The organism is Bifidobacterium minimum (genome assembly GCF_000741645.1).
Taxonomy (GTDB): Bacteria; Actinomycetota; Actinomycetes; order Actinomycetales; family Bifidobacteriaceae; genus Bifidobacterium; species Bifidobacterium minimum.
This window is the reverse complement of the sequence record NZ_JGZD01000004.1, coordinates 1-20,769: the sequence shown is the minus strand read 5'-3', so window position 1 is coordinate 20,769 and position 20,769 is coordinate 1. Positions and strand designations below refer to the sequence as shown.

At 62.3% G+C, this 20,769-nt stretch carries 19 protein-coding genes and 2 pseudogenes; 17 read left to right on the top strand and 4 right to left on the bottom strand.

What is annotated here, in order from left to right; genetic code table 11:
• Window positions 1–340 precede the first annotated feature (340 nt).
• Together cmtR and BMIN_RS00715 are read left to right on the top strand one after the other, a co-directional pair.
• On the top strand, window positions 341–715 hold the full coding sequence (cmtR, locus tag BMIN_RS00720; protein WP_476559195.1) for a Cd(II)/Pb(II)-sensing metalloregulatory transcriptional regulator CmtR: 375 nt from the start codon (window positions 341–343) through the stop codon (window positions 713–715).
• Window positions 712–2,619 carry a heavy metal translocating P-type ATPase gene (locus BMIN_RS00715; RefSeq protein ID WP_022861531.1) on the top strand — a complete coding sequence of 636 codons (1,908 nt, stop codon included), beginning with the start codon at window positions 712–714 and terminating at the stop codon, window positions 2,617–2,619. The genes cmtR and BMIN_RS00715 overlap by 4 nt, the downstream gene beginning before the upstream one ends.
• Window positions 2,620–2,963: 344 nt before the next feature.
• On the opposite strand, the pseudogene BMIN_RS00710 reads toward BMIN_RS00715, so the two are convergent.
• Window positions 2,964–4,151 (bottom strand): annotated as a pseudogene (locus tag BMIN_RS00710) (IS256 family transposase).
• A gap of 332 nt (window positions 4,152–4,483) precedes the next feature.
• On the opposite strand from BMIN_RS00710, the pseudogene BMIN_RS08835 reads away from it, so the two are divergent.
• The 3 genes and pseudogenes from BMIN_RS08835 to BMIN_RS08825 all read left to right on the top strand — a co-directional run.
• Window positions 4,484–4,567: pseudogene (locus BMIN_RS08835) on the top strand (helix-turn-helix domain-containing protein); the annotation flags it as partial.
• A 63-nt stretch (window positions 4,568–4,630) separates the two neighbouring features.
• Entirely contained in the window at window positions 4,631–5,122 is a 492-nt protein-coding gene (locus BMIN_RS08830; RefSeq protein ID WP_238565568.1) for an IS3 family transposase, read from the top strand.
• Window positions 5,008–5,643 (top strand): IS3 family transposase, encoded by a 636-nt coding sequence (locus BMIN_RS08825; RefSeq protein WP_338010519.1) that lies wholly within the window; start codon window positions 5,008–5,010, stop codon window positions 5,641–5,643. The genes BMIN_RS08830 and BMIN_RS08825 overlap by 115 nt, the downstream gene beginning before the upstream one ends.
• A 1,321-nt stretch (window positions 5,644–6,964) precedes the next feature.
• Here BMIN_RS08825 and BMIN_RS00695 read toward each other — a convergent pair.
• Both BMIN_RS00695 and BMIN_RS00690 read right to left on the bottom strand, forming a co-directional pair.
• Entirely contained in the window at window positions 6,965–8,620 is a 1,656-nt protein-coding gene (locus BMIN_RS00695) for a hypothetical protein (RefSeq protein WP_156097290.1), read from the bottom strand.
• 178 nt (window positions 8,621–8,798) lie between these two features.
• Window positions 8,799–9,695 (bottom strand): VIT1/CCC1 transporter family protein, encoded by an 897-nt coding sequence (locus tag BMIN_RS00690; RefSeq protein ID WP_022861430.1) that lies wholly within the window; start codon window positions 9,693–9,695, stop codon window positions 8,799–8,801.
• A 509-nt stretch (window positions 9,696–10,204) separates the two neighbouring features.
• Between BMIN_RS00690 and BMIN_RS00685 the strand changes: the two genes are divergently transcribed.
• The 9 genes from BMIN_RS00685 (at window position 10,205) to pgl (ending at window position 18,126) form a co-directional block, all read left to right on the top strand.
• Window positions 10,205–11,410: a glycosyltransferase family 4 protein gene (locus tag BMIN_RS00685; protein WP_022861431.1), complete on the top strand. Its 1,206-nt coding sequence runs from the start codon at window positions 10,205–10,207 to the stop codon at window positions 11,408–11,410.
• A gap of 241 nt (window positions 11,411–11,651) precedes the next feature.
• Complete coding sequence (locus tag BMIN_RS07930; RefSeq protein WP_022861432.1) at window positions 11,652–12,287, top strand: universal stress protein; 636 nt, start codon at window positions 11,652–11,654, stop codon at window positions 12,285–12,287.
• Window positions 12,284–12,529, top strand: coding sequence for a CrcB family protein (locus BMIN_RS08780; RefSeq protein ID WP_051913481.1), 246 nt, complete (start codon window positions 12,284–12,286; stop codon window positions 12,527–12,529). The genes BMIN_RS07930 and BMIN_RS08780 overlap by 4 nt, the downstream gene beginning before the upstream one ends.
• Entirely contained in the window at window positions 12,529–12,864 is a 336-nt protein-coding gene (locus BMIN_RS08775) for a FluC/FEX family fluoride channel (RefSeq protein WP_051913480.1), read from the top strand. The genes BMIN_RS08780 and BMIN_RS08775 overlap by 1 nt, the downstream gene beginning before the upstream one ends.
• The gene (locus BMIN_RS00665) at window positions 12,861–13,220 is read left to right on the top strand and encodes a fluoride efflux transporter FluC (protein ID WP_022861434.1); all 360 of its coding nucleotides are present in this window, start codon (window positions 12,861–12,863) and stop codon (window positions 13,218–13,220) included. Before BMIN_RS08775 ends, BMIN_RS00665 begins: the two co-directional genes overlap by 4 nt.
• Window positions 13,221–13,500: 280 nt before the next feature.
• A complete protein-coding gene (locus BMIN_RS00660) occupies window positions 13,501–14,571 on the top strand; it encodes a 2,3-butanediol dehydrogenase (protein WP_022861435.1) in 1,071 nt (356 codons plus the stop codon).
• Between the two features lie 171 nt (window positions 14,572–14,742).
• A complete protein-coding gene (gene zwf / locus BMIN_RS00655; protein ID WP_026647529.1) occupies window positions 14,743–16,290 on the top strand; it encodes a glucose-6-phosphate dehydrogenase in 1,548 nt (515 codons plus the stop codon).
• Entirely contained in the window at window positions 16,287–17,222 is a 936-nt protein-coding gene (locus BMIN_RS00650) for a glucose-6-phosphate dehydrogenase assembly protein OpcA (RefSeq protein ID WP_022861437.1), read from the top strand. Before zwf ends, BMIN_RS00650 begins: the two co-directional genes overlap by 4 nt.
• Window positions 17,223–17,283: 61 nt before the next feature.
• Entirely contained in the window at window positions 17,284–18,126 is an 843-nt protein-coding gene (pgl, locus tag BMIN_RS00645) for a 6-phosphogluconolactonase (RefSeq protein ID WP_022861438.1), read from the top strand.
• A gap of 10 nt (window positions 18,127–18,136) precedes the next feature.
• Here the strand turns inward: pgl and BMIN_RS08470 are convergent, their stop codons facing one another.
• Window positions 18,137–18,277 carry a hypothetical protein gene (locus tag BMIN_RS08470; protein WP_156097289.1) on the bottom strand — a complete coding sequence of 47 codons (141 nt, stop codon included), beginning with the start codon at window positions 18,275–18,277 and terminating at the stop codon, window positions 18,137–18,139.
• Between the two features lie 113 nt (window positions 18,278–18,390).
• On the opposite strand from BMIN_RS08470, the gene BMIN_RS00640 reads away from it, so the two are divergent.
• From BMIN_RS00640 to BMIN_RS00630, 3 genes are read left to right on the top strand one after another with little or no spacing between them, the layout of a single operon-like run.
• On the top strand, window positions 18,391–18,843 hold the full coding sequence (locus tag BMIN_RS00640; RefSeq protein ID WP_022861439.1) for a winged helix-turn-helix transcriptional regulator: 453 nt from the start codon (window positions 18,391–18,393) through the stop codon (window positions 18,841–18,843).
• Complete coding sequence (locus BMIN_RS00635; protein WP_022861440.1) at window positions 18,840–20,000, top strand: LLM class flavin-dependent oxidoreductase; 1,161 nt, start codon at window positions 18,840–18,842, stop codon at window positions 19,998–20,000. The genes BMIN_RS00640 and BMIN_RS00635 overlap by 4 nt, the downstream gene beginning before the upstream one ends.
• Window positions 19,997–20,623 (top strand): NAD(P)H-dependent oxidoreductase, encoded by a 627-nt coding sequence (locus tag BMIN_RS00630; protein ID WP_022861441.1) that lies wholly within the window; start codon window positions 19,997–19,999, stop codon window positions 20,621–20,623. Before BMIN_RS00635 ends, BMIN_RS00630 begins: the two co-directional genes overlap by 4 nt.
• The last annotated feature ends 146 nt before the right edge of the window (window positions 20,624–20,769 follow it).

Genomic DNA, 20,769 nt, shown 5'->3' with positions numbered 1-20,769 from the left:
CATAGAGAATGCGTTGTCTCGCAGGACTCCGTGCACTTGCATCGTAAGAACGTTTGCCTGAGTAGGGCAAGTGTTTCCGCTCAACGTGACCACTCCACCGGCTGTCGCCGATCCGCTACACGGCCATATAACTAGGCGGGGTCAGAGTTTTCACCGTGGAGTTCATGACGAGATTTCTTGCCTACAGAATGTGATGCAATTATTGATTGCACTTCATCCGCGTTGCAAAATTTGTGTCAATTCTTTGACGTGCGCTACCCGATTTATGGACTTCGTTAGTGCCTGATTTCCGTAGCTGCCTACTACCTGATGTCCGGACTTGACAACAGTACATCATCTAATGTATAGTCATCGCATGCTGACTATTACGAATCGACTTGATGTAATGAACCGGCTAGGTCGGGCCATGGCAGACCCGACCCGTTCACGGATTCTGATGGCGCTGTTAGATGGGCCCAGTTACCCTGCCGTTCTCTCTCTAGAACTGGGGCTGTCTCGTTCGAACGTGTCAAACCATTTGACGTGTTTGCGCGGGTGCGGCATCGTGGTGGCTGAACCCGAGGGCAGGAAGACCCGTTACGAAATCGCCGACCCCCATCTAGCCCATGCGCTGACTGCCCTTATTGATGTGACACTTGCAGTTGATGAGAGCGTGCCATGCATGGACTCCGACTGCAATGTTAGGGGCTGCGAGGCACGGGAGGTGCGAGCGTGAGTACGGTAACAAATTCGCAGGTTGAGCATCCTGACTTCGATGACGATGATGATGACGATCGGCCGTGGTATCGCAGTCCGAGCGTTCTGATTCCGATTGCATCGGGTATTGCATTCGCTGCTGGCCTAGTGTGTGATTTGACCGGCGCAAAGACCGCAGGTCTAGTGATGTTCTGGATCGGCCTGCTTTTGGGCGCGTACACTTTTGTTCCGGGTGCGCTGCGAGGGTTGTTTACGAAAGGCAAGCTTGGTATCGGTCTGCTGATGACGATCAGCGCGACTGGTGCTGTGATTCTTGGATACGTTGAGGAAGCAGCAGCGCTGGCGTTCCTCTACTCAATTTCGGAAGCGCTTGAGGACAAGGCAATGGATCGTGCTCGCGCTGGACTGCGGGCATTGTTGAAACTCGTGCCAAAGACCGCACTGGTTAAACGTGGCGATGCAACGGTTGAGGTCGAGGCAAAGGATCTGCGCGTTGGTGACGTGCTGGTGGTTCGGGCGGGCGAGCGGATTGCCACTGATGGCATCGTGCGTGCCGGGCGGAGCAGCCTGGACACATCCGCGATCACCGGCGAGTCAATCCCAGTCGAAGTTGAACCTGGCATGGATGTCTCGGCAGGGTCCATTAACACCACGGGCACGCTCGACGTTGAGGCCACGGCCGCTGGCACCGATAACTCGCTTACCACAATTGTGGAGCTTGTCGAGAAGGCCCAGAGCGAGAAAGGTGAGCGTGCCCGACTAGCTGATCGGATCGCACGTCCGCTTGTGCCCGGAGTAATGATTCTCGCAGTACTGGTCGGCCTACTCGGGTCACTGCTCAGTGGGAACGTTGAGCTATGGATTACGCGCGCACTGGTTGTGCTCGTCGCAGCATCCCCGTGTTCTTTGGCAATAGCTGTCCCGGTCACCGTCGTCTCTGCTATTGGTGCGGCTTCCGCGTTCGGGGTGGTCGTCAAATCCGGTGCGGCGTTTGAACGTTTTGGTGGCATCCGACATCTCGCAGTCGATAAGACTGGCACTCTGACAGTGAATAACCCCACCGTGACCCGCGTAGTGACGGACGATGGTGTGAGTGAAAACGAGGTTCTGAAGTGGGCGGCAAGTTTGGAAGGTCACAGTACGCATCCGCTTGCCACTGCAATCGCAAGCGCAGTGAGTGACGCTCCACAGGCCGATGATGTCACGGAAACGGCGGGTCGCGGTATTTCTGGGGTAATCGATGGTGTCTGTGTCAGCGTCGGGAGTCCTCGATGGCTCGATGCTGGCCCCCTGGCTGATGAGGTGCGAGCGATGGAGATGGAGGGAATGACCGTCGTCATCGTGCATAGCGACGGCAGACCCGTTGGGGCAGTAGGAGTGCGCGACGAACTGCGTCCCGAAGTGCCCGAGGTAATACGCACGCTGAACGAACGCGGAATCGGCGTAACCATGTTGACTGGCGACAATCCACGCACAGCGCGAGCCTTGGCTGCACAGGCCGGTATTACCGACGTCCGGTCCGAACTGCGCCCAGAAGATAAGGACGCCGCTGTCGCAGAACTATGCAGAACGCAGCCCACGGCGATGATCGGCGACGGCATTAACGACGCACCCGCCCTAGCGGCCGCAGACGTAGGAATCGCGATGGGAGTCAAAGGTGCCGATGCTGCGATTGAATCAGCGGACGTCGCATTTACTGGGAACGACCTGCGTCTCATCCCTCAAGCTCTTGCGCACGCACACCGCGGGCGCACGATCATGAACGAGAACGTGGTTTTGTCAATACTCATCATTGCGATTCTGCTCCCGCTGGCCATTACCGGAGTTCTTGGCCTGGCCGCTGTGGTACTTGTTCACGAAGGCGCCGAGGTCATCGTCATCCTCAACGGACTGCGCGCAGCACAACGACGGAGCAGCACATGAGATTCGCAACGTACGACAAGAAAAAATACCACTATCGGCGCTCAGTTCTGATCGAAAGTACCGTTAGTATTGATTACAGTGCTGAGTATCTACTCTATAATCGAAAAAAGGCAGTGATTGCTGTTACACAATGAAAAACATAGCCATCCAGATCGGAGAAATAATAGTCCACGTCATAGGTGGAACTTCCTACCACCATTACTGGACACACTGCTTTAATGGAATGGATACTTTGAGTGCTCTCATTACCGCCTACATACGGAGCAAGAACCTCAATATTCGCCTATGACGCGGGTAGTGCCCGGGTTCTTGCGCACTTTGGTTTTTGTTTCCTGTGTGCGTTGTCAGTTCGCTTCTTGTATGGTGTCGTGGAGTCGGGACATGTCCAGGTAGCGGCGGGTGGACCACTGGTTGCCGGTGACGTAGCGGATTCTTGCGCTGATGAGCATGAGTGCGCTCCTGCCGTCGGGGAAGCTGCCGACCACGCGGGTTCTCCTGCGGATCTCCCGGTTAAATCGTTCGATCATGGTGTTCGTTCGGATGCGCCGGCGATGCTCGACCGGGTAATCCTTGAGCAGGTACGTGGTGGTCTCGTCGATGCCCTCGCGCAGGCACTTGGCGGCCTCCCTGAGTTTCCGCTCCTCCATCTCGGTGGCGACCTGCTCGGCCTTGGCCAGGGCCGAGTCGCGTGATTCCATCGCGAACACGGCCTTGAGCGCGTCCCCGGCCCACCGGGTGTGACGAGGGGAGACTCTCGAGAGCACGCCCACGCATGAAGTGCACCATGCACCGCTGGTAGCGGGACCGTGGCAGGAGTCCACTGACGGTGTTCACCAGTCCGGCGCACCGGTCGCCGGTCACCAGGCGCACGCCGGTAAGCCCACGCGAGATGAGCGAGGAGACGAAGCTGTTCCAACTCGCCGAATCCTCCTTCATGCCCTCCGCCACGCCGATCACCTCCCGGTGCCCGTCCGACCCGATGCCGATCGCGACCAGTATGCTCACGTTCTCCACGGCGCCACCCCACGAACGCTTGTGCCACACGCCATCCATGAACACATACGGGTAGGGCTGGGACAGCGGGCGTTCACGCCAGGCGTCGATGTCCCCGTAGACCTTCCTGAGCTTGTCCGACAGGGTCTGCGACGGCATCCGCTCGCCCCACAGGGCCTGGCTGATGTCGTCGACGCGACGCGTGGAGACGCCGGCCAGGTACATGTCGATGAGCGCCTCCTCGACCGATTCCTCCCGGCGTCGGTACCGTTCGATCACCGCCGACTCGAACAGGGCGCCCTTCAGCTTCGGCACCCTCACTGCCATTTTCCCGGCCTTGACGGTCAGATCGCGTTCGTAATGGCCGGCACGATACGCCTTCCTGCCATCGGAACGCTCGTAGCGGGCCGCGCCGGCGATCTCGTCGGCCTGAAGCGTCCGGCATCCGGCCCACGGATCTCGGTGACCTTCTCGGACACCATGCGATCCAATTGAGTCTCGAACATGGGTTGATTCACCTGTAAAATGTGCTTGGGCATGGCCCGTACCTGCTTTCCAATCGGTTTTCTCTTTCAGCGATTGAAAATCGTACACACAGGACGGGTTATGCTCCCACCACCTCAAAACTGCGCAAGAATCCGGACGTTAGGGGCTGCGGACGTTTTCTTGGAGATTGAACGAGAGGATTCTATGTTCAGTCAAGAGGAGCGTGGTCGTGCCGTGGAGTTGTATTTCTCCACTGATATGACGACCCAGCAGGTCGCGGACGCATCTGGGTTATCCCACCCGTCAGTGTTTGGAACGTTGGCTGCATGAGGATCCGCGGTATGCCGATGCCATTGCCAAGCCGATCATCCCGTTCTCCAAGCGGGTGAGAGCCGTACGCCTGTGTCTTGCCGGTCTGCAACAGAAACAGGCGGCGGCGCAATTGGGTATCAGCCCAGCCGTGGTGCATCATTGGATGGTCTCGTATCGTGAGAAGGGTCTGGTAGCAGTGCAACCTAGGAGGAGGACCACGATGACGGAGAAAGACAAGCCCAGAATCCGCCCTGTTTCTGATGATGTTGGTGAGCTACGCCGTCGGGTCGAGGAGCTTGAACTGGAGAACGCGTTGATGCGGGAGGTGGTCGACGTGGTAAAAAAAGACCCAGGCGCCAGCCTGAGGCGCCTGTCGAACCGGGAGAAGACCAGGCTCATCGACCGGCTTCGCCCGATGTTTTCACTGAACTGTTTGACTCGCAGGCTGATGATCCCCTTGAGTAGCTACCATTATCATCATGCCCGTGCCGGGCATGACAAGTACTCGGATATCCGAGTGCGTATGAGGGCACTGTTCAAGGAGTCGTCCTCACGCTACGGCTACCGTCGGCTCCACCACGCTTTGGATCTGCGTGTATCCGAGAAGATCGTGCGCCGGATCATGAGAGAGGAAGGGCTGGTGGCTCGTATCCCCACCGCAGGCGTTACAGCTCCTACCGGGGTGAGACCACGCCAGCCCCCGACAACCTGATCAACCGGGATTTCAGTGCCTGCAGGCCGAACATGAAGTGGCTGACCGACATTACCGAGATCAAGGCGTGTGACGGCAAAGTGTATGTATCGCCCATGATCGACTGTTACGACGGCAAGATCGTCGCCTACACGACAGGCCTGCATCCGAACGCCCGATTGGCCAACACCATGCTCAGAAAGGCGATCGGAACCCTGCCCGATGATACCAGGGTGATCGTGCACTCAGATCGTGGCTGCCACTACCGGTGGCCCGAATGGATCCGGATCTGCCAGGAGCACGGTATCATCCGCTCCATGAGCAGGAAGGGCTGCTCCCCGGACAACTCAGCGGCCGAGGGATTCTTCGGCCGCATGAAGACCGAAGCCGTCTACCCCGAGCACTGGGAACAATTGACCTGCCGTCAAGTCATGGAACACGTCGACACGTACATGCACTGGTACAACCATGAGCGTATCAAACAATCCCTGGGATGGAAAAGTCCCGTACACTATAGAATGCAACAAGGGCTAGCGGCCTAAACCATCTCCAAGAAAACGTCCGCAGCCCCTTATCTTGCGTTTGTTGGGCTATCCGTCGCGTCACGTGTTGTTCGACTGGGCGCGAGGAAGCAAACCGGGCAGAAGGAAGCCGATCGCCCTTGCCGCGTATCACAAGTTACTCGGTGGCGCTCAAGCTCGAGGCCGTCAATCGCACGCTTGCCGGGGACAGGGTCGTTGATATCGCCGCGGGTCTGGATGTGGCGAATCAAGCGCGCCCACATGCACGGCGGGCAGCAGCGTCATCAGGTCCACGAGGTTCTGCACGCTCCTGCCCAGCCTGTCCAGCCCCGGCTTTGCCCATCGGAATACATGAGGAACACGATAAGACCTACATAGAGTGTGTGTACGATGGCCTCAGCCATATGGGACGTTTTCGTGAGATCACTGCATGCAGTATGATCGCCAGAACTCCCGCAGCTAGTCCGACGATGATCCAAAACAAAGGAATATGCTCCATTACAATCATCCCATTCTCAGATCACTCATATCAACAACACATCCGCCCTATTGAGATTCCACTCTCTCCTGTTAGATCATATGGATGCAACAAGCTATAGAAAAGGTGTCCACATCACATTTCCTTCACATCAGATTCTCGTGGAACCTTCTCCGAGGAAAAGCCTCGGAGAGGGAGCACGGGGGGTGTTATTTCGGACGCGAAGAGGTTTCCGCAAGTGTTAACTTGGGAAAGCTCTTTAATTGTCGGAAATGTTTACTGAGGATTGTTCATTCCCTCACTCTTCGACTTCGCATGGACGATTACGCTTCGTACAAGCACGTATAACGCGAGTAGGGATATGGCGACGATCCAGTTTATCGTGAGTCTTCCATGACTATGCATCAGAGCAACACAGACGAATGCTGAACCAATGCAGACCAACGACAACAGAACTATGGCCGCGGCGTACGCAGATTTGATTGCCCTTGGAAACAGTCGAGACACGCATTCAACCAGACAAACGATAGCGAAAGCAAACATCACAGCTGACAACGTACCGATGAACATCATCACACCAACCTTTTGAACAGGGCCCAGCAACCATCAACGCCTAAGGCCACCAACAGGGCGCTCCTCATCTGGTCGTTCGTCCTCTCATTCTTTTCTGGATAAGAAATTTTTTTCATAAAGTCCCATATTCCCTCAAATCCCCAGTAAGCGGATGGTAATCATCCAATCAGCTATTGGAGCACCATTAAAAATATTTATCAACAGATAGACCGCGGTCACGGACATCAGGAGGGTTTCTTTAAGGGATACCTGGAAATCTGTAGCAGTATGCCCCCAGCTCGAGGCATCCTGTCATCCCGTATGGATGTCGGCGGAGGTTCCATCAAGGTGGATGACCCCATCGACAACGTTGTCCGAACCGCGGACATCACGGCCATAGGTCACCAGGAAACGCGACGAGTACCCGCCAAGCCACTGCAGCGCAAGACGGAGGGGCGTCCCCTCGAAGCGGTTCCCCCGCACGGTGATTCGCCCCACCGTCGCACCCCCCGGATCACTGACGCTGTCCGGCTCCCGGTACAGATCGAAGACACCCACCCGCGGCGCGAATCCACGGAAGACGTTGTTCGTGATGGTGACGCCATGCCATCCGCGCGGCTTGACCATGCGATGCGACCGCGCGTAGAACGCCACCGCCCAGGACGACTGCCGCGTCTCGCCCGTCCACACGAAGGTGTTCCCCGTGATGGTGATGTCGTCCGCGGCGTCGAAATGGATCACCGCGCTGTTCTCCGTTCCCGCGCCCTCGTAGGATACGGGATCCTCGACGTAGTTGTCCCTGAAGACTCCGTAGCGGATGTAGCTGGAGTCGTCGGTGGTCTTCGCATAGGCCATATGCGTGCCGAAGGGTGCGGCCTCGGGAAGGAGCAGTCTTCCCTGCGAATCCCGCAGCGGAAGGAATCGACTGTGCTCGATCGTCATATGTGTGGTCGGCAGGTTGTTGAACACCGTATGCCTGTCGTAGTAGCCGCTCGCACCAAGGGCGGCGACGTCCATCTGGAAGGCCTCCTTGAACGTCTGGCCACGGTTGGCCGACCCGATCACCGTGCTGTGCGTCACGGTCACGCCCGTGCTGCCATCGACGTCGAGCACATGCCCGAAGCACCTCTGCACCATCTCGAAGACGCAGTGATCGAAGACGATGTCCCGCGCGTGGATGAGCTGCTGGTAGATGGTCTGCGTTGGAACCAGATCAGCCGAATGCCCGCCATAGAAGGCGATATGGCTCCACGTCACGTCATGCATGCCGTCATATCCGCTGGCTCCACCCGTGGGATACCAGATGACCAATCCACCATGACGATGGCGAGGCATCTGGAAAACCGTGCCGTGCTTCACTCCGCCCGAGGTCCCCCGCATCGTCAGATCGCTGACCATATCGATCACTCCGGTGAAGGCGAAATGCCCGCGCGGGAAGACCAGCGTCTTGCGCCCCTGCGAGGGAAGCATCCGAAGAACGTCATTGAGCCGCGCCGTGTTGTCCGTGACGCCGTTGGCCACAAGTCCTGCATCAATCGCACGGACCACACCGGAAGCGCTGATATGCGGCGTGCCCTCGACCATCGTGGCGCGATGGCGCAGACTGACGGATACGGTCACGCTGGAGCCGTGGTATGACTTCCACGTGATTCCCGGAACGACGAGAGCGGCACGATGCGGCGAACCGGTCGTCCAACACACGTATTTGCTTACCGCTCCGGCCTTGACGATGAGGACCGCATGGTCTCCGCCGCGTTTGCCCGTGACGGGGACCTCACCGACGGGATGGTACCCATCCGCATACTCCAGCTGAGTCGGCGAGAGCCGCCGCGTGGCATGACGCAGCCGGCGGGAGTACTCGACTCCCGCACGGATATCCCTGACGCCGGCCAGACGCATGCGAAACAACGCGAGGCCAGCGACGACGACCGCCACGGAGATCATGCAGATGGACACCAGAGCAATCAACCTCATCCACAAATGCGGCCGATGGCCGGGGACGCCTTTCACGCTCCGGCCGTTGGTGCGCGATGGGTCTTCGAACCATGTCGGTTCCCCGGAGCTCCCGGACGGCACCGAACGATGCCGTCGGTCATGATTGCGGCGGTCCATAGTCACGACGATCCATGGTCACGGCGGTCCATGGTCACGCCACCACGCCGAACAACGCGCCCACGACCCACGCGAACACCATGGTTCCCAGTCCCATCGCCACATTGCGGATCATCGCACGTCGACGAGGGGCTCCACCCAGCCGCGCGGACACGAATCCGGTGACGGTCAGCGCCAACGCGACGGACAGAACGATCAGAGTCATCCGCACCGGCACCGCGGCGGGAAGCAGCGAGAACACCAGAGGGATAAGGCCGCCGGTCACGAATGACAGGAACGACGAGAAGGCTGCGCTCCAGGGATTCGTCAGCTCACCCGGGTCGACGCCCAGCTCGTCGATGGAATGCGCGCGCAACGCATCATGTCGCATCGCCTCGTCGGCGGCCTTCAACGCCGTCATCGCGGTCATGCCCTTGGACTCATAGATCTGGGCCAGCTCATCAAGCTCCTGTGCGGGCATGGTCTCAAGCTCCCACCGCTCCTTGGCGAGCAGCGCCTTCTCGGTGTCCCTCTGGGCGCTCACGGAAACATATTCGCCGCCCGCCATCGAGAAGGCTCCGGCCGCCAGCGCCGCAATGCCGGCGGTGAGAAGAGAGCGCGGATTCGGATCCGCTCCGGCCACGCCGATGATGGTGCCTGCCACAGAGACGATCCCGTCGTTCGCACCAAGAACGCCCGCGCGAAGCCAGTTGAGTTTGCCCGACACCTGCTCCTCATGCTGTTCTCCGGGGTGCGGGATGACGGGAACCGCCGCGGGCGAATGACGATTGAGCGCTATCCAGCCGCCCGATTCGGCCGACGGCACGTCGTAACCGGCCGCGTTCTCGCGGATGGTGGCGCGCTCCTCGTCCGCACGCTCCTCATCCACACGTCCCGCGTTCCCCAATGGTTCCCTCTCCATGACGACCTCCCATGCCTTCGGCGACGACATCCTCCACACCCTCGATCCGTCCGAACTCCGATCCGTCCGAGCCCCCGATCCACGCGCACGACGGGTGGGGAGGGAACCGCAGGCGGACGACGGCGCCGATCCTAATCGCGTGACTTAGGAATACCACATGGCGATCCGCAGGCGATCCGCACGTCACCGTCTCCGCACGTTCCACACAGTGACCTCACCCAATGGCCTCACCAATACAATGTGACCCCCACCAAATGCGACCCGACCAAAAATAGTGACCCCGCCAATGCAGTGGCCCCTTGGCGCTGGTCGACGCTGGTCGACACCGGCCAGCACCGGCCCCACGATTGCCGGCACGCTCTCCCCGTCATCATGCTCACTTAGCACTCATGACGGCGGAGTGCTAAAATCGTCCATGGGCAACGCCGTGGTGCGGCCACACCATCAACACCATCACGACCGCGACGCAGGTCCCGCATCACACCCAATCGCATTCATATCGCTTGCAGCCGCGGTCCGACAGAGAAAGGAGCGCAGCAGTGCGCGTCGCGGTCATCGCAGGACCCTACGTGCCCGTCCCGCCGAAACAGTACGGCGGCACGGAGCTGGTCATCGCGAATCTTATCCGTGGACTTCGGGAGATGGGTCACGAACCCATCCTTCTGGCCTCGGCCGATTCGACCATCGACTGCCCCATCGTCCCCATCACGGACAAGGCCATCTTCTTCCCACGGCACAGGAAGGACCTCCCCGCCTATCTGGCGCGGGCGAAGGAGATCGAGAAAACCACCGCCGCCAAACTGAGGGGAATCCTCGACGACGTGGACATCATCCACTCGCATGGATTCGATCTCAAGGATTTTCAGGACTTCCCGAACCTCACCACCATGCACGGTCCGGTCACCTTCCAGCAGCTGGACTACTACGATCATCGCCGAGACCTGTTCTACGCCTCCATCTCACGCAACCAGCAGGACGCCTTTCCCGACCTCCAATACGTCGGCGTCGTCTACAACGGCGAGGATCCCTCACGCTTCCCGATCGTCACGGAACCCGACGACTATCTCTGCTTCCTCGGCAGATTCGACAGGGAGAAGGACCCGCATCTCGCGATACAGCTGGCCATCAATCTGGGAATGCGGATCAAGGTCGCCGGCAAAATCGATCATCAGGGCGACGGCTACTTCGACGAGGAGATCCGTCCCCTTCTTGCCAACCCCCTCGTCGAATACCTTGGCGAACTGGGATTCGAGGACAAGGTCAGGCTCCTCTCCCACGCACGATGCAACCTGCATCCCACCGGATTCCGCGAGCCCTTCGGACTGACCGTGCTCGAGGCGGCGTATTGCGGAACCCCGACGCTGGCCATCAAACGCGGATCCATGCCGGAGCTCATCGAGGAGGGACGCACCGGCATGCTGGTCGAGGACTTCGTGGAGGGCTACCACGAGATCGAAAGCTGCTTCGACATGGACAGACGCTACATCGCCGAGCGGGCACGCATGCTGTTCAACTACCGAACGATGACGAAACAGTATCTCAAGGCCTACGAGAAGGTCATCGACATCGTCCACACGCGCGAACGGCAGAAGCAGACCATCCGCAGAATGGCCGCACAGACGCGCACCGATCTGAGCGACATCTGGACCGGCAACACGCGCGGGAACCTCCGCTCGCCCAGTCCCTCCCCCGCGGGACGCGGCTCCCGGCACACCGACAGGCCGGAGAAGCGGATTCTTCAATAAGGTGAAGCCGACCGATAAGGTGAAGCCGGACGCCCGCCGGGCATTCTGGGCATTCAGGAGCGATGCGTCCACGCCGGTGCTATCATGCCGTCTGACAGGTGATGGGCCCCGCCTGGATACGCCGCCCGACACGCTCCGGCTCGATACGACCGGTGCGGGCGTGGACGCGCATCCGAACCGCATACGCTGATGGTTCCTACAGACAATGGCCGAGGTATGGCCATACGCTGAAAGGAGCATCATGTCCTTCATGACATCGCCATCCACCTCCCGCGGTGAATCCATATCCGATGGCGCCCCGGCGTCCGACACCGAGGAACGCGGCCAGACCGGCATCAGCCCCTCCTCCGACGGAGCCGGCCACACTCCGTCGCTGCTGGTCGGGTCGCTGCTGGTGGGGTCGCTGCTGGTGGGCGTCGCGCCGGGACAACCCGACGCCGTCGCCCGGACGGCCATCGAATGGGCCGCCCGCATGGGACTTCGCAGGATCCATTTCGTGTACGTCGACCCCACCATGACGTCGGCGTCCGATGGATATATGGAGCCTCTTGATTCGGACAGCCTCGACGAGTCCCGCGCTCGGGCGGCGGACGAGCTGTCCCGTCGCATGATGTCGCTGGATCTGCCGCCGGACATGACCTCGGATTTCACGGTGGTGCCCGGCGATCCCGCCGACGGCCTGCGGGGGGAGGCCGACCGATCCGACGCCATCGCGATCGTGGTGGGCACGCGGGAACGTGGCCCTCTGGCCGCCATCGAGGAATGGATGCGCGGATCGGTGTCGGTCAGACTGGAGCACATCCAGGCGCGGCCGATTATCGTGGTTCCTCTGAAAGGCAGCTACGACGCCGGGAACGACGCGGAGGGACGTCAATGAACACCCGAAACCGAACCCTCATGCAGTCGGCGGTGGCGGTGTTCGTCGGAGGCTGCGTCGGATCCTTCGTGCGGCTCGTTCTGGAGGCCATGCAGCCCGCGAGTGCCGTCTGGCCATGGATGACGATGATCATCAACCTCACCGGAGCCTTCCTTCTGGGATTCCTTCTGGAGTTCCTCGGCAGCACGGGCGCGACGTCGGCGCGCGGCGGCTTTTCCGGCTCGCGGTGGGCACTGGGGTGATGGGCGGGTACACGACGTACGGAACCTTCATCCTCGAAACCGACAGCAGACTCATCGGTCACGCGACTCTTATCGCCGCCGCCTATGCCATCAGCTCCATACTTCTGGGTCTTCTCGCCGCCATGGGAGGCATTCTGGCCGGCGGGGCCGCAGGCCGGCGCATCGGCGGGGATACCGACGACGGCACGGGCGCCCCCGAGACGGACGTCCCTGGCACGGGCACCTCCGACACGAAAGCCCCGGACGCAGACGCTGCGACAACTGCCGGACCGGCGCAGACGCCCCGGAATGGCGCCCCGCACATCGGCGCGACGGGACCGGAGGGACGGCAATGATCATCGTCACAACGCTATTGGGCGGTCTCGGCGCCGTCTGCCGGTTCCTCGTCGACACGGCGATCAACAAACGGAACCGTCTGACGATCCCCCTGGGCACGATCGTCGTGAACGTGACCGCATGCCTTCTTATGGGCCTGCTCACCGGATGGGCCCTGTCCCACGCGGGGTCCGACGGGGTGCGCACCCTTCTCGGCTCCGGCTTCCTCGGAGGATACTCGACCTTCAGCACCGCCAGCGTGGAGGGGGTGCGCCTTCTTCGCTCCGGACGGACGGTGGAGGGTATCGTCCATACCGGAGGGATGCTGGTGATCAGCCTTGCGGCCACGCTGGCAGGATACGCGCTGACGATCTGACCTCCACCGAACTGACCCCGCTGCGTATGCGCATGCGCGGGCGTGATGTGCAGTCGCTATGCGCGGTCGCGGTATGCGGTCACGATATGCGGTCGCAGCGTATGAGCGTGGCAATGTGCCTGGCGTATTGCGTGGTCCGCGCCGCGAAGCACCCCGATATCAAAGGGGTCCGACACGTCGACCAGCGACGGACACCCCCCTCGCGGATTACGCCATACAATATGGATGACGTTGGCGGCCAATGGAGGCCTGCCATTCGACATAGTGGAAGGACCTCACGATGAAATCCGTGCGCATCCATGGACAGAATGACATCCGCATCGAGGACGTACCCCGGCAGGACCCCGGCCCCGACGAGGTTCAGATCCGCGTGAAATACTGCGGAATCTGCGGAAGCGACCTGCATGCCTACCTCGAGGGCTGGGGGCTTCCGACCCAGCCCCATCCCCTGACCGGCCGGACGCTGCCGATAACGCTGGGCCATGAGTTCTCCGGAGAGATCACGGCCATCGGCTCGGACGTCACGGATCTGGCCGTGGGCGACGCCGTGGCGGTCGAGCCGCTCATCGCCTGCGGAAGCTGCGACAACTGCCGGGCCGGCAACTACAACTTCTGCGATCGCGCTCAGGCCGCCGACGGCGCCGGCAACTTCCTCGGATTCTCCCAGGATGGCGGAATGGCCGAATACGCGAACGTCAAGGCGAGGTTCGCCCATACGATGCCCTCCGGGCTGTCCTTCCAGCTCGGCGCCCTCGCGGAGCCGACGGCCGTCGTCTATGAGGCCCTCAAAAAGAGCCATCTCAGGGCCGGCCAGACCGTGGCCGTCATGGGAGCCGGACCCATCGGACTGCTCACGGCCATCCTCGCCAGAATCGCGGGAGCCACGCGAATCTACATATCCGACGTGTCGGATGTGCGACTTGCGAAAGCCCGCGAGCTGGGATTCGACCACGTGATCAACCCGCTGCAGGAGGACGTCGTTGCGGCCATCCGCGCCGAGGAACCCCATGGAGTGGACATCGGCTTCGAGGCGGCGGGGGTGCAGGCCACTCTCGACACCGCGCTGAAGGTCACCAAACGCACGGGGATCGTTCAGATCGTAGCCCTGTTCGGCAAGCCCGTCAGCATCAACCTCACCGACGACGTGATCATGCAGGGCATCGACATCATCGGAACGCTGTGCTACAACAACAGCTTCCCAGCGGTCCTGCGCATCATCGATTCGCACCGGGACCAGTTCGCCCCGCTCGTCACCAAGGTCATCGGCCTCGACGACGCGCTCGAGAAGGGGATACTGGCGTTGTCATCCGACAAGACCCAGGTCAAGATCATGGTCTCTCCAGAGGCGTGATTCCACCGGAATGGTCCCGCGGATGAGATTCCCCGGACCCTATGCGGGACCGTCCTCCATTGCGGGCTTTCCGCAACCGCAGGCCTCCCCCGACAGATGACACTCCGCAACGGTATCGCTGGCGGCGATATGCCATGGGGATTCGTTCCCACGCCGATCCCCATGGCTAGGATGAGCACTATGAACGAATCCTCACCGTGGATCAACCCCCTGCGCGATCCACGCGATCTCCGCATGCCACGGATCGCCGGCCCGTGCAGTCTGGTCATCTTCGGCGTCACCGGAGACCTGTCCCGCAAGAAGCTTCTCCCCGCGGTGTACGATCTGGCCAATCGCGGGCTCCTTCCCCCCAGCTTCGGACTCATCGGATTCGCCCGACGGGACTGGACCACGGAGCATTTCGTCGACTTCGTCAAGGACGCCGTCCGGGATCGGTGCCGCACCCCCTTCAAGGAGTCGACCTGGTCCAACCTCATCCACGGCATCCGCTTCGTCCAGGGAACATTCGACGATCCCGCCGCCTTCGACCGGCTGAGCGACACCGTCGCCGAACTCGACCGCGACCGTGGAACGCGCGGGAACCACGCGTTCTACATGTCGGTCCCCCCCAAGGCCTTCCCGATCGTCTCGAAGCAGCTCGCGGCATCGGGACTGGCGAGATCCGATAGGGACGCATGGCGCCGCGTCATCATCGAGAAGCCCTTCGGGCATGACCTCACCAGCGCGAAGGAGCTCGACCGCGTCGTCTCCGAGGTGTTCGACCCGAACTCCGTGTTCCGCATCGACCACTATCTGGGCAAGGAGACCGTCCAGAACATCCTCGCGCTGCGCTTCGCCAACTCCATGTACGAGCCCATCTGGAACTCCAACTACGTCGACCATGTGCAGATCACCATGGCCGAGGACATCGGCATCGGCGGGCGCGCCGGATACTACGACGGAATCGGCGCGGCGCGCGACGTCATCCAGAACCATCTTCTGCAGCTCATGGCGCTGACCGCGATGGAGGAGCCGGTGAGCTTCTCCGCCGCGGACCTCACCGCCGAGAAGACCAAGGTGCTCTCCGCCGTTCGTCTGCCGAAAGACCTGTCATTGAACACCGCCCGCGGACAGTACGGGCCCGGCTGGCAGGGCTCGCACAGAGCGGTCGGATATCTGGACGAGAAGGGCATCGACCCTTCCAGCACCACCGAGACCTATGCCGCCATCCGACTGGATGTGGATACCCGGCGCTGGGCCGGCGTCCCGTTCTATCTGCGCACCGGCAAGCGTCTGGGCAAGCGCGTCACCGAAATCGCCGTCATCTTCAAGCGGGCACCCCACCTGCCCTTCGAGCAGACCGCTGTGCGAGAGCTGGGCAACAACGCCATCGTCATCCGCGTCCAGCCCGATGAGGGCGTCACCATGCGCTTCGGCGCGAAGGTTCCGGGCGGAACCGCGATGGAGGTGCGCGACGTCTCCATGGACTTCAGCTACGGCCGGTCCTTCACCGAAAGCTCCCCGGAGGCCTACGAGCGCCTGATACTCGACGTGCTGCTGGGCGACCCGCCGCTGTTCCCCACCACCGAGGAGGTCAATCTCAGCTGGAGGATCCTCGATCCGATAGAGGAGTTCTGGGCGACGCTGGGACAGCCGCAATCGTATCGTTCGGGAACCTGGGGGCCGTCGGAGGCCGACGAGATGCTGGCGCGAGACGGACGCCACTGGAGGATGCCATGATCATCGATATGCCCAACACCCGCACCCGCGAGATCGCCGGCAAGATCGACGAGCTTCACAAGGAGCGCGGCGAATCAGCCACCGGGAGGGTCCTCACCCTGCTCATCTCCACCGAGGCATCCGAGCTCGAACGTGCGCTCGAAGTCGCCAACACCGCGAGCCGCGAGCATCCCTGCCGCGTCATAGCGGTGGTGCCCGACCTGAACCCCAATCCGGACGAGGACACCGATGAGTCGAACCTCAACGCGCAGGTTCGCTTCGGAGCCGATGCGGGCGCCGGAGAGATCATCATCCTGTGGCCGCGCAATGGGCTGGTCTCCCATCCGGACACCCTCGTCATACCATTGCTGGTTCCGGACGCCCCCGTGGTCGCGTGGTGGCCCACGAACCCGCCATCGAACCCCTCGAAGGACCTCATCGGGGCAATGGCGCGCAGCCGGATCACCGATGCGATGCTGGCCACCAACCCCGAGGCGACGATGGAGCGCCTGCGGCGCAACTGGTCGCCCGAGGACATCGACCTTTCATGGACGCGGCTGACCGTCTGGCGCGCGATGCTGGCCTCCATGCTCGACCAGCCGCCCCATCTTCCCATCACCGACGCACGCGTCACCGGCCCCAAGGATTTCCTGCCCACCGAGCTTCTGTGCTCATGGCTGCGACTGTCCCTGAACGTGCCGGTCCACGTCGAGACCGACGCCGATGCGGAGGCCATCACCGGCGTGTTCCTGACCCGCGCCGACGGCGTGGTCTCACTGGAGCGCCCCCATGAGGATCAGGCCGTCATCAAGCAGCCAGGGCAGCCCGCGCAGCCGGTCTCCGTGCCGGTACGCACCCTTGAGGACTGCCTCACCGAGGAGCTCCGCCGCATCGACCCGGACCAGATCTACGCCGACGTGATCAACACCGGCTGGGATCTGACCCACCGCTGACATCCATCGGAATCCATCCATCGGACCATCCATCAGACCATCCATCGCACAAGGATCGGATATGACAACCGCACAAGTCCTCGCCTATCCCGACGCCTCCACCCTGGCGATGGCGGCATCGCACCGAGCTCTGCTCACCATCCTCGACGCGCAGTGCTCAATTGACGCGCAGTGCTCGGTCGACGCGACCGGGGATGATGCCCGGAACGGGAGGGCTCCGATCGCCCGCCATCATGTCGATCTGGCGCTGACCGGAGGATCCGACGCCCTGCGGATGATGGAGCTCATGTCGCGGGATTCTCTGACGGACGCCATCGACTGGAGTCTCGTGCGCGTGTGGTGGGCGGACGAGCGCTTCGTCGCCTCGGATGATCCTGATCGCAACGCGCTGCAGGCCCGCGCCCGGCTCCTTGGCCGACTGGTCGACGAGGGCCGTCTTCCCGAGTCCAACATCCACGAGATGCCCGCCGACGCGCGTCCCGCAGCGCAGGCCGACAACGCGGACGACGAGCGGACCTCCCGAGTTTTGGATGCGGCCGCGGCGGCCTACGAATCCGAACTGCGACGTGAACTGGGCGACGATCCACGTATGGACCTGCTCATTCTGGGGATGGGTCCGGACGGCCACTACGCCTCACTGTTCCCCGGCCATCCCGAAATCGCCGTCACCGATCGACTCGTCGTCGGCGTCGACCACTCGCCCAAGCCTCCCGCACGACGTCTGAGCATGACCGTCCCCCTGCTCTCCCGCAGCACCCGGACATGGATGCTCACCGCGGGCGACTCCAAAATCTCGGCGCTGTCGCACGCCCTGCGCCATCCTCGCGACGCTTCCGTTCCCGCGTCATTCACCGCGGGGACCTCGCAGACGCTGTGGATGACCACGGCGGCGACCATGCGCTGACGCCGCGGTCTCATACCAGCCATCCCACCCCGGTCACGGCGTCGCGCCCCGCGCCCAGCCTCTCCATGCCCACCCGTCCCCCACGCCCAAGGGCCTCCTCCATCACCGCGTCCACCATCTTGGCCATCACCGCGTCCACCATCTTGCCCATGGCCATTGCCATGCCGTGCGCGTAAGCCACTAGAAAACTTTCAAAAAGAAAGCTACTTTATAGATGACAGTGATGGCGCGGGGAGATTCCCCGCGTAAAGGGAACGGGAGCGCATGACAATCCAACGACCACGACCTGGAGCGGCGGACGGAGCGGATGACCGAGGCCGTCCGTCGACGACCCTGGTATCGACGACGCAGAAGGCATCGGACGGACATCCCATCGAGGCCTGCCCGTCCTTCGTCGCCGCGATGTCCATCATCGGACAGCGCTGGAGCGGACTGATCATCCAGGCTCTGGCCAAGGGATGCGCCAGCTTCACCGACATCTCGCACTTCGCCGAGAACCTCAGCGACGCCTCCCTTTCGCGCCGCCTCAAACAGCTGGAGTCCGAGGGCCTCATCATCCGGACAGTCAGCCAGGAGCGACCCGTCAAGGTCCGTTACGATCTGACGGACGCCGGGCGCGCTCTGGCCCCCGTCCTCAACGACATCACGGACTGGGGCGAACGCTTCGTCCGGCATGGCGACGTGACTCCACCGACGCGCCGGAGCCACCGATCATGAGCATGGAGATCGGAATCCTCACCTTCGGCGAGATGACGCGCGACCCGTCCACGGGCCGGATGCCGTCACCCCGGCAAAGGCTGCTGGACACCCTGGAGCAGGCACGCCTCGCCGACGAGGTCGGCCTCGACGTCTTCGGCGTCGGCGAGCACCATCGCGGAGACTTCATAGCCTCCGCCACCCCGGTCATCCTCTCGGCCATCGCCGCCGTCACCACGCGCATCCGACTCGCCAGCACGGTCACCGTGCTTTCCAGCGACGACCCCGTGCGCATCTGGGAGCAGTACGCCACCATCGACCAGATCAGCGGCGGCCGCGCCGAGATCATGGCCGGACGCGGCTCCTATACCGAATCGTTCCCGCTGTTCGGATACTCGCTTCACGACTATGACGCGCTCTTCGCCGAGAAGCTCGACCTGCTGCTGCGCATCCGCGACGGGAACCCCGTCACCTGGTCGGGCCGCTTCCGCGCGCCTCTGACCGATGCGGACATCGCCCCGCATGCCCTGCAGAGGCGTCTGCCCATCTGGCAGGCCGTGGGAGGCACGGTCGCGTCCGCCATCGGAGCGGGACGACGGGGTCTCCCCCTGATGATCGCCTTCCTCGCCGGTCCCATCGACGCGCAGAGGGGGCTCGTGGACTCCTACCACGCTGCCGCGTCACGCGCCGGCGTGAATCCGCGCAGCCTGCGCATCGGCGCCAGCGTCCACGGATTCGTGGCATCGCACATGCGTCACGCCCGCGACGTCATGTACCCGCATTTCGTCGCGGGGATGAGCCAGAACAACCACCGGCGCGACGAGCCCTTCCCGCTGCCGCGCGAGGCCTTCGACCTGCAGGCGGGACCCCGCGGGATGATCGTGGCCGGCGGCCCGCAGGAGGTCGTCGACAAGATCATGACCTACCGACGGCTCTACGGAATCGACCGCATCATGCTACAGATGGGCTTCGGCGGAGTGCCCCAGAAGGAGCATCTGAAGGCCATCGAACTGCTGGGAACGCGGGTCGCTCCGGAGATCAGAAGACTGACGAAGGATGATGCGGCGCCGTCCGCGCCCCCGTCATCCGCGTCTGACGCCCCACCCGATCAGGCATGGTGCCATCGGGCGGAGCGTCCATCCCAGGTCACGAATCGTTCAAGCAAGGAGGAACGGTGAATTCACCACTGAAGGTCGTCGTGCTCAGCGCGAGCCCCAACACCCCATCGACGTCGGTCACGCTGGCCGACTACGCCGTCGCCGCGCTACGCCGTCGGTACGACGACGCCGACGTCACGCGAGTGGACGTCTACCATCTGGGGCCCGGACTCACCTCGGCGGTGACGCGCACCGACGTCGACGCCGCCACCGAGAAGGCCCTCGAGGCCGTGGAGGACTCCGACCTGCTCGTCGTCTCCGTCCCCACCTACCGAGGGTCGTATCCGGGGATGTTCAAGCATTTCATGGACATCGTCCGGCAGAGGCCCTTCGACCGCAAGCCCGTGCTGCTCATGGCCACGGGCGGAAGCCCCCGGCACATGCTCATGATCGACCATGTGCTGCGGCCGCTTTTCGTTTTCCTTCACGCCTACACGGCCCCCACCGCCGTGTTCGCCACCTCCGCCGACTTCGACGGAGGTCGGGTGCTCGACCCCGCAATCCCCCAGCGCATCGACCGCGCCCTCGACGATCTGGCACCCCTGCTGAGACCGAACGGGACCGACCGTCACGCAGCCGACGAAGCGAAGGAACCCGTCCGGGCCTCGGATGGCGGACACCCCAGCGGACGCTCTCTGGCATAGAAGCCGTCGCCACCGCCCGGCGAGGCTACGCCTCGACCTGACGGGCCTCCCGGCTCCCCTCCGGGCCCAGCAACAACGGACCGGCCCACGGGCCGGCCCCACAACAGCTCCGCGGCGCAGACGGCGCCGCTCCGCCCTCGCCTGGC